Annotated in this window: 11 protein-coding genes; 3 read left to right on the top strand and 8 right to left on the bottom strand. The window is 71.4% G+C overall.

The features are described from left to right. Nucleotides 1-9: 9 nt before the first annotated feature. The 4 genes from ABD120_RS26475 to ABD120_RS26460 all read right to left on the bottom strand — a co-directional run bounded on the left by ABD120_RS26475 (nt 10) and on the right by ABD120_RS26460 (nt 5,259). A complete protein-coding gene (locus ABD120_RS26475) occupies nt 10-1,137 on the bottom strand; it encodes a hypothetical protein (RefSeq protein WP_343952782.1) in 1,128 nt (375 codons plus the stop codon). Continuing rightward, nucleotides 1,134-1,661, bottom strand: a complete 528-nt coding sequence (locus tag ABD120_RS26470; RefSeq protein WP_343952781.1) for a SigE family RNA polymerase sigma factor — start codon at nt 1,659-1,661, stop codon at nt 1,134-1,136. Before ABD120_RS26470 ends, ABD120_RS26475 begins: the two co-directional genes overlap by 4 nt. A gap of 291 nt (nt 1,662-1,952) precedes the next feature. Beyond that, complete coding sequence (locus ABD120_RS26465; protein ID WP_343952780.1) at nt 1,953-3,818, bottom strand: CASTOR/POLLUX-related putative ion channel; 1,866 nt, start codon at nt 3,816-3,818, stop codon at nt 1,953-1,955. 265 nt (nt 3,819-4,083) lie between these two features. Then, nucleotides 4,084-5,259 carry an amidohydrolase gene (locus tag ABD120_RS26460; protein ID WP_343952779.1) on the bottom strand — a complete coding sequence of 392 codons (1,176 nt, stop codon included), beginning with the start codon at nt 5,257-5,259 and terminating at the stop codon, nt 4,084-4,086. A gap of 80 nt (nt 5,260-5,339) precedes the next feature. Between ABD120_RS26460 and ABD120_RS26455 the strand changes: the two genes are divergently transcribed. The 3 genes from ABD120_RS26455 (at nt 5,340) to ABD120_RS26445 (ending at nt 9,163) form a co-directional block, all read left to right on the top strand. Then, entirely contained in the window at nt 5,340-6,413 is a 1,074-nt protein-coding gene (locus ABD120_RS26455) for a DUF5925 domain-containing protein (RefSeq protein WP_343952778.1), read from the top strand. A 378-nt stretch (nt 6,414-6,791) separates the two neighbouring features. Further along, a complete protein-coding gene (locus tag ABD120_RS26450) occupies nt 6,792-7,808 on the top strand; it encodes a C39 family peptidase (RefSeq protein ID WP_343952777.1) in 1,017 nt (338 codons plus the stop codon). An 89-nt stretch (nt 7,809-7,897) separates the two neighbouring features. Continuing rightward, complete coding sequence (locus ABD120_RS26445) at nt 7,898-9,163, top strand: M20/M25/M40 family metallo-hydrolase (RefSeq protein WP_343952776.1); 1,266 nt, start codon at nt 7,898-7,900, stop codon at nt 9,161-9,163. Here the strand turns inward: ABD120_RS26445 and ABD120_RS26440 are convergent. The 4 genes from ABD120_RS26440 to thrS form a co-directional block, all read right to left on the bottom strand. Next, the gene (locus tag ABD120_RS26440) at nt 9,141-9,557 is read right to left on the bottom strand and encodes a hypothetical protein (protein ID WP_343952775.1); all 417 of its coding nucleotides are present in this window, start codon (nt 9,555-9,557) and stop codon (nt 9,141-9,143) included. The two genes, ABD120_RS26445 and ABD120_RS26440, sit on opposite strands and share 23 nt — an antisense overlap. 68 nt (nt 9,558-9,625) lie before the next feature. Further along, entirely contained in the window at nt 9,626-10,564 is a 939-nt protein-coding gene (locus ABD120_RS26435) for a TAXI family TRAP transporter solute-binding subunit (RefSeq protein ID WP_343952774.1), read from the bottom strand. After that, nucleotides 10,561-12,510 (bottom strand): TRAP transporter permease, encoded by a 1,950-nt coding sequence (locus ABD120_RS26430; RefSeq protein ID WP_343952773.1) that lies wholly within the window; start codon nt 12,508-12,510, stop codon nt 10,561-10,563. The genes ABD120_RS26435 and ABD120_RS26430 overlap by 4 nt, the downstream gene beginning before the upstream one ends. A 245-nt stretch (nt 12,511-12,755) precedes the next feature. Further along, nucleotides 12,756-13,949 (bottom strand): threonine--tRNA ligase, encoded by a 1,194-nt coding sequence (gene thrS / locus ABD120_RS26425; protein WP_343952772.1) that lies wholly within the window; start codon nt 13,947-13,949, stop codon nt 12,756-12,758. Nucleotides 13,950-14,073: the final 124 nt, after the last annotated feature.

The raw sequence follows: 14,073 nt of genomic DNA, 5'->3' as shown, positions 1-14,073 counted from the left end.
TGGCGCACGCTACCCGCTGCTGGGCTGTCCGGGCAGGGTCGCCATCTGACTCGTCGGACCCCGGGTGACGATCTTCTTGGTCCGCCCCGTCCTCAGGTCGGCGGAGTAGAGCTCAGGCCCCTTGCCGACGTCGATCACGACCTCGGTCGCCGACTGCCACCGGACGACCTGGACGAAGGCCCCGCGCGCCCACCCGGACGCGCGCAGGGCGACCTTGCGCACGACCTTCCCCGTCTTGGTGTCGAGGAGGGTGAGCAGACGCGGGCCCGCGCGCAGATAGTCCTTGTGGAGTACGGCGGCGACCGTGCGCCCGTCGGGGGCGAGCTCGCTGAACCCGATGTACGCGCCCGGGAAGCGGACCGGCTTGCCCCCTCCGGTCACCGGCATCAGCCAGAGATCCGTCTTGACGTAGCGCACGAGGGAGACGATGCCGTCCTTGATGGCGACCGGCTCATACTTCCGGTGCAACTGGACGGTCTTGCCGTTGGTGACGTCGATGAGCAGGCCGGGTTCCTTGCTGCCCTCCCTAGGGTCGAAGGCCAGGTGGCGGCCGTCGTCGGAGAGGGTGAGGGTTCCACCTGGACGACCGATCCGCTTCTCGGGGATGCGCACCGGAGAGGTCGTCACGGCGCCGCTGCCGAGGTCGCGCACGACGTGGGCGCCCGCTTCCCGACTGTAGTAGGCGATCTTGCGCCCGTCGCGGCTGATCGCCAGGGGGACGGAGCCGTGATCGGCGGTACGAGCCATCGCACCCGGCACGCTGTAGACCCGCCCGGCGGCGGTGACCACCCGCCAGCCGGTCTTGGAGCAGTCGCGCTCTCGGGTCTCACCGTCGAAGTCGCACTCCCGTAGGTAGGCGAAGCTGACCGGACCGGCACCGCGCTCCGGCAGGGGGTCGGGTTCCGGCGTGCGCTGGCGCCGATCGGCGCTCTCGGCCGTCTCGGCGCCCTCCGCGCCCCGCACGCCCTGGAGGACGGCGACGGCGGCCAGCGTCGTGACGGCGAGCGCCGCTCCGAGGACGGTCACGCCGAGGCGCCTGCGCCGGTGTCCCGTGACCGCGACCTCGGCGAGGTCGGCGAGGTCGGCGGTCGGGGCCTGGTCGGCGAGGTCGCGCAGCGCCTCACGCAGTCCGGTCATCGGGCGGCCTCCTGGAGTACGGGCTCGTTCAGCAGATGCGCCAGTTCGGGCGCGACGACGCGCAGGCGGGCCAGCGCGTGGTGGGTCTGGCTCTTGACGGTGCCGACGGAGCAGCGGAGCAGGTCGGCGGTCTGCGCCTCGGTGAGGTCCTCCCAGAAGCGCAGGACGATCACGGCGCGCTGCCTCGGCGCGAGCTTGGCCAGGGCCTGGCCGAGCACGATGCGGTCCAGAGCGGTGTCGTCGTGGTATGCGGCGCGGTCGGGGACGTGGTCGGGGGGCCGGGCGCTGGGCACCTCGGGCCGGTGGCGGCGGCGCCACGAGATGTACTGGTTGACCAGCGCCCTGCGCGTGTACGCCTCGGGGTTGCCGTCCTTGGCGAGCCTGCCCCACTTGCCCGCGACCTTGACCAGCACGGTCTGGAGCAGGTCCTCCGCCAGGTGAGGGTCTCCGGTCAGCAGATAGGCGGTCCGCATGAGTGCCTGCTGCCTGGCGAGCACGAAGTCGCGGAATCCGGTGTGATCCAATTGTCCTCCTCCCCCACCAGAACGCCGCCCACCGCCCGGAGGGTTGGCCCGTCTCCTCTCTTTTCCGGATCTCTCCTTTCAGGGCCGCCCATCCCGCCGGATCTCTCCCTTCAGTGCCGTCCATCCCGTACGGCCCGCCCGCCCCACCGCCACCCGCCGTCCCGCGCTCGCGGCCTCCAGGGGCACGCTCCTCCCCCGGCCACGCACCTCGCCGCGACGACTCCACCGCCCGGCCGCGTCGGCGAGCAGCGCCCCTCGCGGCCGGATTCGTCGTGGGCGGGGCCTTTCGGGTCACTTCTCGGCGAGCACGATCACCGAGTCATGGGGGCCGAGGGTGAAGGTGCGGTTCTTGTCCGGGTTCAGGACCACGCCGAAGTGCGGCGCCAGGTTGCGGGCGTACTCGGTGCGGTAGCCGATCGCGGTCTCGCCGCGCCGCCGCGCCGACTCGACCACCGTCGAGAAGCCGATCTCCACGCCCGTCTCCACGTACGCCGACGCGGGGCGCGGGTAGATCTCCGACCCCCGCGAGTCGAACAGGTACCCGAACACCTCCGCCAGGTGCTGGTTCTCCGCAAGTTGCGCCAGCAGGAGCCCGATGACCGTGTCGCTGATGACGATGTCGTCGGCCTCGGTCACCTCGGCGAGCGAGCGGTTGTTCTCGTCGTGCATCTCGCTGACGATCGAGTAGTGCTCGCCCAGCGTGGCCTGCATGTCGCGCAGTTGCAGCAGCGTCATCAGGGTGCGGGTGTCGGCGTGGTGCGGCTCGTACCGGTCGTCGGACAGCACGATCACGTGCTGGAACAGCCCCAGCCCGAGAGCCTCCAGCGCGAACCTGTCGGTCGTGTCGCACTCCTTGATGTGCACGGTGAGGTTGCCGAGCCCCTCCAGGCCGGTGCCCGCCTTCGGATGGTCGGCGGCGATCTCCAGCACCGAGCCGGGGGCGACGTACCCGTCGAGGTAGCGGACGATCTGCTCGGCCCTCGCGTTCCAGTTGAGCAGCAGCGTGCGTTCCGGGCTGGTCGCGGGACGCTCGGCGACCGCGACGGCCGACTCCTCGATCTTCGGCTCGCCGGTGGCGGGCAGGATGGTCGAGTCGTCGGTGGCGATGACGATGAGCTGGTCGTCCCCGGCGACGACGGTGTCCATGGGCGGGTTCAGCACCACGCCGGAGGGGCGCCGCAGGCCGATGACGGAGGCGGTCTGGTAAGCGTGCAGCGCCTCGCCGTACGTGCGGCCTTCGGCGGCCTCCGGCGCCCGCAGGTAGATCTCGCCGCCGTCGAAGTTCAGCAGGTCCATGCACACGACGGACATGCCCGACTGGCGGGAGGACTGGACGATGAGCCGGGAGGCGGTGTCGTCGGAGTCGACCAGGTGCACGTCGGGGCCACCGGCCAGCCGGGCGGCGGCGAGGTTGCGGCCGGAGGTCAGGGCGGCGACCACGGGCGGGCGCACGCCGGAGCGCTTGTTGAGGGCCAGCAGTATCTTGATGACGTGCGCGTCGGGGTCCTCGCCCTCGGGTGAGAGCACCACGATCGAGCGGGCCTGGGTGAGGTTCATCATCTCCAGGTCGCGCGGCTCGGTGGTGCGGCCGGTGCGGCAGACCAGGCGGGTCCTGCCGAGGTCGCCGACGCGTTCGCGGATCTGCTCCTCCATCTCCAGCTTGTCGTGCTCGGCCAGTACGGCGATGACCGAGCCGCGCTGGCTGGCGTGCGCCTTGACGAGTTCGCCGACGATTGTGAAGACCTGGTCCGACCAGCCGAGGACGACGGTGTGGCCGCGTTCGACGACCCGGGAGCGGCCCCGCCGCAGCCGGTCCACCTGGAGCTTCAGCCCGTTGGACAGCAGGCCCACCAGCATGCTGACGATGAACAGACCGCCGAGCGAGCCGACGAACATCACCGTCATGTAGGCGATGGAACCCTTGTCGCTGGCGAGCTTGCCGGGGGTGAGCGCGTGCATGAGCGACGACCACAGCACCTCGCCCGGGGTGCTGGCGCCGTCCGGTTCCTCGGGGGCCAGCCACAGGGTCAGCACGGTGGTCGCGAGTATGAGCCCGACCGACACGAGGGCGAGCAACCCAATCAACGAGGCGGTGCCCTTCGACATGGTGTTGTCGAACCAGTACCGAGCACGCTCTCGGAATGTCGCCCTGGACACCCAATACCTCCGTATAGATGGTGAAATGACCAACTATTTAAGGTAGCGGGGGAACTTTCAGCTCGCATGACAACAGGTAACGTATCGGCCATGTTGGCGCCCTCATTCCGGACGATCCGCCCGAACTCGGCGGCCACCGCCTGACCGGGCGGATCGGCGGCGCACCGGCCGCCGCCCCGTCCGAGGTGTTCGCGTGGCCGGCGACGACGGTGCTCGTACCGGACGCGGAACCCGCGCCGCGCGCACCATTGCGGGACGACCGTGGTCAGACGAGGTGCCCGTCGCGGGCGACGACGCGGCCCGCCTTGACCACGAGTGAGCGCACCGGCCGCACGCAGACGGCCTCCGCCGGGGTCCTGGCCGCCACGACCACGAAGTCGCCGGGGTCGCCGGGCGCGTAGCCCGCCCGCCGTCCCGTGACGCGGGCGCCGCCGGTCGTGGCCGCCTCCAGCGCGATCCCGATCTCCTCGTCGCGGACGAAGCGGGCCCGCTGCGCCAGGAACAGCGCGCGTTCGAGCATGTCGCCGGTGCCGTACGGGCTCCACAGGTCGCGCACGCCGTCGTTGCCCGCGCCGACGGCGACGCCCGCCTCGCGCAGGGCGGCGAGGGGCAGGGACGGGGCGGAGGAGGGGGCGACGGTGGTGAGGGTGACCCCGGCTTCGGCGAGCCTTGCGACGAGCCGGTCCTGGACGGGCTGCGGGGCCTCGCCTAGCGCGAAGCCGTGGGAGATGTTCACCCGGGCCGAGGCGGCGAGGGCACGGTCGATGATGAGCTCGAACTGCCAGGCGCCGAGCGCGCCGCCGTCGTGCAGGTGGATGTCGACGCCGCTGCCGTGCTCCTCGGCCAGGCCGAAGACGACGTCGAGGTGTTCGACGGGGTCGTTCTCAAGCCCTGCCGGGTCGATGCCGCCGACGAGTTCGACGCCCGCGGCCAGCGCGCGGCCCATCAGTTCGGCGGTGCCCGGCCGGGTGAGCAGGCCCGCCTGCGGGAAGGCCACGAGTTCGGCGGTGATGCGGCCGTCGAGCCGGGCGAGGGCCTCGCGGACGGCCTCGACGGCGGCCAGCCCCATGACGGTGTCGACGTCCACGTGGGTGCGGACGTGGGTGGTGCCGGAGACGATCATCTGACCGAGCAGCGCGGTGATGTGGTCGGCGCTGGGCAGGCCGAGTTCGGCGCGGCGCTCGACCCCGTTGCGGATCTTGGCGGCCAGGCCGGGCGCGGCGGTGTGCGGGACCCAGGGGCCGCCCCAGAGGGTCTTGTCGACGTGCGCGTGCGCGTCGACGAACCCGGGCAGGAGCAGCTTGCCGCCCAGGTCCTCGGCGGGTACGCCGTCGGCGGCCGCTCCCCGGCCGGTGGCGGCGACGACGCCGTCGCGGACGAGGAGGTCGGCGGGTGAGTCGGCGCCCGGGATCAGGGCGTCGCGCAGCAGCAGGTCGCTCATACCCACGAGATTAATGGTATACCGCTAAATCTGGCAAAACACTTCGACATGGGACCGCGCACAGCAGGATCATTGACGCCATGTCTACCGGGCTCCCGATGAATCTCTGGCTCGACGACGCCGACTCCGCGATCGACGTCATCGACGCCCTTGCCCTGTCTCCGTTCGCCACGGGCCAGCAACCGTGGTCCCGGCAGGCCGACCTGGAGAGGGTGCGCCCCGACGCCGCTCTCCATCCCATGGACGGGCAGATCATCAGGACCGCGAAGGTCGAGGACGGCACCGAGTCGCGCCTGCTGACCGGCGACGGCTGGACCCTGCGCGTGGTGCGCCACCGCAACCGCACGGCCACCGTGTCGGTCACCGCCGTCAGCGAGGACCTCGCCCGCAAGGTGCTGCGCGAGTGCACGGACGGCGCGGAGGAGCCGGAGCCCGCCACCGACCACACCCGCATGGGCTTCTGGTGGCGCGGCGCGCACGGCGGCCACCGCTCGGAGAAGCCGATCACCACGCAGCCGTGGGAGGAGGTCTCGAAGAACTACTCCGGCCGCGCCCGCGACCCGATCGCCAGGCTCATGGCCACCACGCCGGAGGACATCAGCGGCCGCCTGATCCTGCTGCACGGCCCGCCCGGCACCGGCAAGACCACACTGCTGCGCACGCTGGCGGGGCAGTGGCGCGAGTGGTGCCAGGTCGACTGCGTGCTCGACCCCGAGCACCTGTTCGCCGAGCCCGGCTACCTGATGGAGGTGGCGGTCGGCTACGACCAGGAGGACGACGAGGGCGGCTCGCGCTGGCGGCTGCTGGTGCTGGAGGACTGCGACGAACTGATCCACGCCGGCGCCAAGGACGTGACAGGGCAGGGACTGTCGCGGCTGCTCAACCTGACCGACGGGCTCCTCGGTCAGGGGCGGGACGTGCTCGTGGCGATCACGACGAACGAGGACCTGGCACGGCTGCACCCCGCCGTGGTGCGGCCGGGACGGTGCCTGTCCCAGATCGAGGTCGGCCCGCTGAGCAAGCAGGAGGCCGCGAACTGGCTGGGCACGCCGGCGGGTGTCGGCCCGGACGGAGCCACACTGGCCGAGCTGTACGCCCAGCGCACGGGCCAGGTCATCGCCCCGCCCGCGTCGGAGCCCGGCCTGTACCTGTAAAGGCCGTATTCGGGTGTCTGTAAAGGCCGGAGATCCGTCACGGCCCGGCCGCCCCCACGCCTCCCGCCGCCGCCGCTCCCGGCCTCCAAGGCGCCACCCGTCCCACCACTCCCCACCGCAACGCCGCATCGTGGGCCACCCGGGTCGGGCCCGGACGCGCGGGTCAGCCTGGATGCGCGGGACGGGCCTGAGTGTGCGGCGTCGCGGCGGGGGGCGGAGCGGCCAGGAGCGTCACCCTGGAGGCCGCCGGCCCGGTGCGGCGGGTGGGGTGGGCGGGCCGGGCCGTGACAGAGATCGCTCGCACTGAGCTGTGAGAGAGACCCGTCTACGTAATTCCTACGATGCGAACGCCTACGGTGAGAAAGCACAATCGGTGCAATGCTGATCTCGTTTGTGCGTAGCACTCCCGCGCGACCGCTCGACCACCTCACCGAGATCGGTTTCGCCGCTACCGAGCTCGTCCCCTCCTGGACCGCCGCCACCCCCGAAGGCACCTGGGTCGAGCTGTCCCTCCAGGCCAGGACCACCACCGGCGCCCTCACCAAGTGGTACGCCATGGGCCGCTGGACCGCCCACGACGAGCCCGCCCGCACCTCCGTCCCCGGCCAGGGCGACGACGACGGCGACGTCGCCGTCGACACCTTCGTCGCGCGCCGGCCCGTCACCGCCTTCCGGCTGCGCGCCGTCGTCCACGGCGACGGCGCGCGCCTCACCTCGCTCGGTGTGCTCGCCTCCGCCGTCCCCCGGCGCCCGTCGGTCCCCGTCAGCTCCCCCGCCTCCGCCGAGCCGGTCGAGCTGGCCGTCCCGCCGTACTCGCAGAAGGTCCACGACGGCCACCACCCCCAGTGGGACGGCGGCGGCGCCAACTGGTGCGCCCCCACCTCCGTCACCATGGTCCTCGGCTACTGGGGCCTCGGCCCCGATCCGCGCGAGCTGGCCTGGGTGGGCGCCGCCGACCCGTGCCCCGCCGTCGACCACGCCGCGCGCGGCATGTACGACCACAGCTACCAGGGCACCGGCAACTGGCCGTTCGGCGTCGCCTACGCGGGCAGGTACGGCCTCACCGGCCTGGTGACCAGGCTGCGCTCGGCCGTCGAGCTGGAGCGGCTGGTCAGGGCCGGGATCCCGGTGATCACCTCGCAGTCGTTCAAGGAGCACGAGCTGCCGGGCTCCGGCTACTCGACCAGCGGGCACATCATGGTCGTCGTCGGCTTCACCTCGGGCGGCGACGTGATCGTCAACGATCCGGCCGCGCTGGAGGTGCGGCGCGTGTACCCGAGGGCCGCCTTCGAGAACGTCTGGCTGCGCAGCCAGCCCGGGGCGGGCACCGGCGGCATCGTGTACGTCCTGCACCCCCCGGGCCACCCGCTGCCTCCTTCTGAGGGCAACTGGTAAATGGCAAACAGTGGACAGCACTCGCCACCCGCGCGGGCGGCGGGGACCGCTGCCGGGAAGACTGGCACTACAGCACGTTTGGAGGGCAAGTGAAGAGCGTTGCCGAGATCTGTTCGGATCTGATCAGGTTCGACACCACCAATCCGGGTTCGCGGGAGCGCCCGGCCGCCGAGTACGTGGCCACGCTCCTGGCCGACGCGGGCATCGAGCCGGAGGTCTTCGAGTCCGCGCCCGGCCGCACGACCGTCGTCGCCCGCGTCGAGGGCGCGGCCAAGGACGCGCTGCTCATCCACGGCCATCTCGACGTCGTGCCCGCCGACCCGGCCGAGTGGCGGATGCACCCGTTCTCCGGCGAGATCGCCGACGGCTGCGTGTACGGTCGCGGCGCCGTCGACATGAAGGGCTCGTGCGCGATGACGCTCGCGACCGTGCTCGGCATGGCGGCGCGCGGCGAGCGCCCCCGGCGCGACCTGGTGCTGGCGTTCCTGGCCGACGAGGAGGCCACCGGCGACTACGGCTCCCGCTACGCGGTCACCGAGCGGCGGGAGCTGTTCGACGGCGTCACCGAGGCGATCAGCGAGTCGGGCGGCTTCAGCGTCCAGCACGGCGACGTGCGCGTCTACCCGGTGGCGGTCGGCGAGCGCGGCACCGCCTGGATGAAGGTCACCGCGCACGGGGTGGCGGGCCACGGCTCCCGCCCGGCGATCGACAACCCGGTCGCGACGCTGGCGGCCGCGCTGGCGCGGGTGGCCGCCCACAGCTGGCCGGTACGGCTGACGCCGCCCGTCGCCGCGCTCATCGAGTCCCTGGCCGAGATCACCGGCAGCCCGATCGACCTGGACCGCCTCGATGCCGAGGCCGCCCGGCTCGGCGCCCTCGGCGGCCTGTTCGAGGGGCAGATCCACAACTCGGCCAACCCGACGATGCTGTCGGCCGGATACAAGGTCAACGTGGTGCCCTCGACGGCCGAGGCCCACGTGGACGGCCGCTATCTGCCCGGCTTCCAGGAGGAGTTCCTGGAGACGATCGACGCCCTGCTCGGACCCAAGATCACCCGCGAGTTCGTCAACCTGGAGGACGCGCCCGCCGCGCCGTACCCGTCGGCGTTCTTCGACGAACTGGCCTCCGTGCTGGTCGCCGAGGACCCCTCGGCCCGGCCGGTGCCGTACGTGATGAGCGGCGGCACCGACGCCAAGTCCTTCGCCAGGATCGGGATCGAGGGCTACGGGTTCGCGCCGCTGATGCTGCGTCCCGACCTCGACTACTTCGGCATGTTCCACGGCAAGGACGAGCGGGTGCCCGTGGAGGGCCTGGAGTTCGGCACCCGGGTGCTCACCCGGCTGCTGACCGGGTGAGATCGCGGTAGCCCTGCGGGCAGGGGACGGCCGGCGGGGTGCCGGGCGGTGCCGTGCCGACGGTCAGTCGCAGCTCGCGCGAGCCGGACGGAGGGTACAGCGCCAGGCAGCGGCCACCCGCCATGAGTGTGCGGCGGCCGACCGGCGAGGCGATCAGGTCGAGGGCGTCGTAGCCGACCGGGGTGGCCAGCCGCAGCGTCCACAGTCCGTCCGGGGTGCGCGAGCGGCGGCCGTCGAGCTGGTAGTAGTCGATGACGCCGCCGCTCGTGGACACCACCGCCCGCATGGTGAAGCGGCGCCCCTCCACCGTGAACAGCTCGGCGGAGGCGGCGCCGTACATCGAGTGGACGTAGGCCAGCGCGAACGTGCCGCCCGGCACCGGCAGGCCGCCCACGGCAGGACTCCCGCAGGCGCCGCCCGCCACCAGCGGGAGCGCCCCGAGCAGTGCGAGAACGAGCCTGATCAGCCCTGCGACTCCTTGTAGTAGCGGGCGGCGCCCGGGTGCAGCTGCACGGGCTCGACCTGCTGGCCGAGCTTGGGGTCGAGCTTCTGCGCCTCGCTGTGCACCTTGACCAGCTCGGCCTTCTTCGCGAACAGCGTCTTGGTGATGTCGTAGGCCAGTTGCTCGTCCATCTTGTCCGGCACCAGCAGCACGTTGCCGACGGCCATCGTCTTGACCGTGCCGGTGAGCTTGTAGCTGGCGGCGAGGTCGATGTCGAGTGTGACGTACTGCTTGCCGTACTTGGTCTGCATGCCGGTCAGCAGGTCGCTCGTGTCGAGCATCTTCATCTCCGGCTTGCTCGTGGCGAGGTCCACGATGCCGGCCGTCGGCACGCCGCCGACCCAGAAGAAGGCGTCGATGGTGCCGTTCTTGACGGCCTCGACGGACTCGTTGATCGACAGCTGCGACTTGGTGATGTCGCTGTCGGGGTTGAGCCCGGCGGCCTCCATCATGCGCCTGGCCATGACCTGGGTGCCCGAGTTGGGCGGGCCGAGCGAGACCCGCTTGCCCTTCAGGTCGGCGACCTTGGTGGCCTCGACGCCGGGCCCGGCCACGACCTGTGCGTAGTTGTCGTAGATGCGGGCGATGGCCTTGATCGGCTGCTTCTCGTTGAACGTGCCGACGCCGTTGACCGCGTCGGCCGCCGTGTCGGTCTGCGAGAACCCGATGTCCGCCTTTCCGCCCGACACCAGCTTGATGTTCTCCACCGAGGCCGAGGTGACCGATGCGGTCGCCTGCGTGTTCTCGATGCCCGCCCCGAGTTGCTTGGCCAGGCCGCCGCCGTAGACGTAGTAGACGCCGGTGGTGCCGCCGGTGGCGATGGACAGCCGGTTGCCCGACCCACCACATCCGGCCGCCGCCAACGCCGCGACAGCCACAGTGGCGATGATGCGCTTCACGCTGGATTTCTCCTTCGGGTGATGAGGTGTACGGCTGCCGCGACGGCCAGAACGACCAGGCCCGCGACGATGGGGATGGTGTCGAGGAACAGCAGCAGCACCGCCGCGACGCCGCACAGGGCGCGCACCGGCCAGGTCGAGATCCCTCCGGTCACCACGGCCAGCGAGGCCACGGCGACGGCGGAGACCGCGGTGAACACCAGCACGGCGCCGATGGGCCCTTGCGCGAGCAGTGCCTGCCCGTTGGGCGTCAGCACGAACGCGAACGGCACCAGGAACGCCGGCAGTGTGTACCGCCAGGTCATCATCATGGTCCGGTAGCTGTTGCCGCCCGTGATCGCCGAGGCCGCGACCGCCGACAGCGCCGTCGGCGGGCTCACCTCCGACAGCACGGCGTAGTAGAAGATGAACATGTACGCCTCGGCCCGCTCGACCCCGAGGTTCATGAGCGCGGGCGCGATGATGACGGCGGCGATGATGTAGCTGGCCGTCACCGGCACCGCGAGGCCGAGCAGCATGACGGCGAGGGCCGCGAGCAGGGTCGTGAGCACCAGGTTGCCGACCGCGAGGTCCACGATGATCGTGCTGAGGTTGAGCCCGAGCCCGGTCTGGGTGATGACGCCGACGATGATGCCGGCCGCCGCGCACACGGCCGTCACGGGCAGCGCGCCTAGCGTGCCCTTGGCCAGGGCCTCGCCGATGCGCTTCGGGCCCATGCGGTGCTCGGGGTCGAGGAAGGACAGCAGGAACGCGACGCCGGTCGCGATGACCACCGACATGAAGGCCGAGAAGTCGAGCGCCATCAGCACGACGATGAGCAGCAGCGAGCTGAAGTGGTAGCCGAAGCGCAGCAGCAGCCTGCCCGCCTTGGGCACGTCCACGGCCACGGCCTGGGTGCCGAAGCGACGCGAGTCGATCTCGATGGCCAGGAAGATGCCCAGGTAGTACAGGATCGTGGGGATCGTCGCGTAGAGCAGCACCTGAAGGTAGCTGGTGCGGAGCTGCTCGGCGATGATGAAGGCGGCGGCGCCGAGGGTGGGCGGCGACAGGATGGCGCCGATGCCCGCGGCCGCCAGGATGCCGCCCGCCGGTTCCCTCGGGTATCCGGCGCGCTTGAGCACCGGCCAGGCGACGCTGCCGAGGCTGACGGTGGTGGCGGTGCCGGAGCCGGAGACGGTGCCGAGCAGGAAGCCCGCGGTGGTGACCGTACGGCCGGGGGCGGCGCGCGAGCGGCGGAAGGCGGCGAAGCTCAGGTCGATGAAGAACTTGCTGGCACCGGAGTAGTCGAGGACGGCGCCGTAGATGGTGAACAGGATGATGTAGGTGGCCGCAACCTGGAGCGGCACACCGAAGAAGCCCTCTGTGCCGGTGTAGAGCTGCGAGACGATCTGGTCGAGGTCGAAGCCCCGGTGGCTGATGGACCAGCCGATCGGCAGATAGTTTCCAAAGAACGCGTAGACAAGGAAAAGTACGCAAATAACGGACAGAATGCCGCCGACGGTGCGCCGTACCGCCTCAAGGAGCAGCACCGTGAGCCCGAGGCCGGCCACCACGTCCAGCGTGCTCAGCTCGGCCCCCGACCCCCTGTTGCGGAACGCCTCGATGTCCAGCAGCGGATAGACCAGCACCGCGATCGAGAGCGCGGCGAGCGCCCAGTCCGCGACGGTGGGCAGGTCGCCGTCGCGCTCGCGCCGCGCCAGCTTCGCGAACCGGCCCGCGAGTCCGGAGCGGTAGCAGACGAACACCAGCGGCAGCGCCACCGCCAGGAAGGTCATCCGGTGCTCGACGGCCTCGACCGGCTTGAACACCACGGCGATGGAGTAGACCGACAGCAGCGCGCCGAGAACCCACACGCCGACGCGCAGCGGCCCGACCAGTTGCCTGGCAGGACGTTCTTGTTCATGAGCGGCCGCGATTTCCGCGTTCCGGTCGCTGACTTCGGTCAACTCAACCTCCCCGTCATGCACTGGAGGGGACTTTACGAGTTGTTCCGCTGCGCTGGGAAGGGGCTGTTATCTCATTGATTCGCGGTGCTTTCTGCATCGCGACCGGAAACCGCCATGGCCGGAAACCGCCGCAGTCGGAATCGGCGCGAGCAGTGTCCGCACTGCCCGAAACCAGCGTGGTCAGAATCCGGTACGGCACGGAATCAGCATGGCCGGAAAATCAGTTCCGCCCGAAATGAGCACTGTCAGAAACGCGGGCGGCACGCGGCGGCCAAATCCGCGACGGCCTCCGCGACCGGCCGCACGCGACCGCGACCGCCCTCGGCGCGCGAGCGCACCGCCACCTCGCCGCCCGCCGCCTCGCGCGGGCCGAGCACGAGCTGGTACGGCACCCGCCGGCGGGCCCGGACGCGGGCGCCGAGGCTGCCTCGGTCCGGGGCGGCGAGCTCGGCGCGCAACCCGGCCGCGACGCAGTGCCGTACCAGGGACTCGGCCGGGCGCAGCTCGGCCTCCGACAGCGGCAGGACCACCGCCTGCACGGGCGCCAGCCACGCGGGCAGCGCGCCGCCGTGGACCTCGACCAGGTGCGCCAGCAGCCGCTCGACACCACCCACGACGCTGCGGTGGATCATCGCGGGCGGCCCGTCGCCGCCCACGTAGGACAGGCCGAAGCGGGCGGGCATGTACAGATCCACCTGGACGGTGGACAGGGTCGACTCCCGTCCGGCCGGGTCGGCGATCTGGATGTCGATCTTGGGTCCGTAGAAGGCGCCCTCGCCCTCGGCCTCCTCCGCGTCCTGGCCGCGTTCCCGCAGCGCCTGGCGCAGGACGCGTTCCGAGCGCGCCCACAGCTCCGGGTCGTCGACGAACTTGCCCGAGCGGCCGCCGAGCGACAGCCGGTAGCGGGCCGCGCGGACGCCGAGCTGGGTGTGCGCCCGCTCGACCAGGTCGAGGGCCAGGCCCACCTCCTCGACAGCCTGCTCGTGCGGGCAGAACACGTGGCCGTCGTTGAGCTGGATCGAGCGCACCCGCTGCAGGCCGCCGAGCGCCCCCGACGGCTCGGAACGGTACTGGCCGCCGAGTTCGGCCAGGCGCAACGGCAGTTCCCTGCGGGTACGGGGGCGCGAGCGGTAGACGAGCACGTGGTGGGGGCACAGGCTGGGCCGCAGCACGAACTCCTCGCCGCCCACCTGCATGGGCGGGAACATGTCGTCGCGGTAGTGGGCCCAGTGGCCGGAGCGCTCGTACAGTTCGCGTTTGCCGAGCACGGGCGAGTGGACGTGCCGGTAGCCGTGGCGGCGTTCGAGTTCGTGGACGTAGTCCTCGACGGACTTGCGGATCGCGGCGCCGTCCGGCAGCAGGTACGGCAGTCCGGAGCCGATCAGCGGGTCGGTGTCGAAGACGCCGAGTTCGCGGCCGAGTCTGCGGTGGTCGTTCACGGTGTTCACCTCGCGGGTCGAGGGGCGAACGACCGAGGTGTCATCGCGTGCACTCCGGGCGTTCGCCCGGAGTGCGGAGTTCAGCGCGCCGGGACGGGGTCCGGCGTCGTCGTGACGTTGGCGC

It is taken from the genome of Nonomuraea longicatena, from assembly GCF_039525605.1.
Taxonomy (GTDB): Bacteria; Actinomycetota; Actinomycetes; order Streptosporangiales; family Streptosporangiaceae; genus Nonomuraea; species Nonomuraea longicatena.
The sequence above is the reverse complement of the archived record's forward strand: the minus strand, read 5'-3'. Positions and strand labels throughout refer to the sequence as shown.

What these genes read in the sequence shown, in the direction of transcription:
- ABD120_RS26460 (WP_343952779.1), bottom strand. Translation starts at nt 5,259, where the DNA reads ATGAGCGACCTGCTGCTGCGCGACGCCCTGATCCCGGGCGCCGACTCA.
- ABD120_RS26475 (WP_343952782.1), bottom strand. Translation starts at nt 1,137, where the DNA reads ATGACCGGACTGCGTGAGGCGCTGCGCGACCTCGCCGACCAGGCCCCG.
- ABD120_RS26455 (WP_343952778.1), top strand. Translation starts at nt 5,340, where the DNA reads ATGTCTACCGGGCTCCCGATGAATCTCTGGCTCGACGACGCCGACTCC.
- ABD120_RS26450 (WP_343952777.1), top strand. Translation starts at nt 6,792, where the DNA reads ATGCTGATCTCGTTTGTGCGTAGCACTCCCGCGCGACCGCTCGACCAC.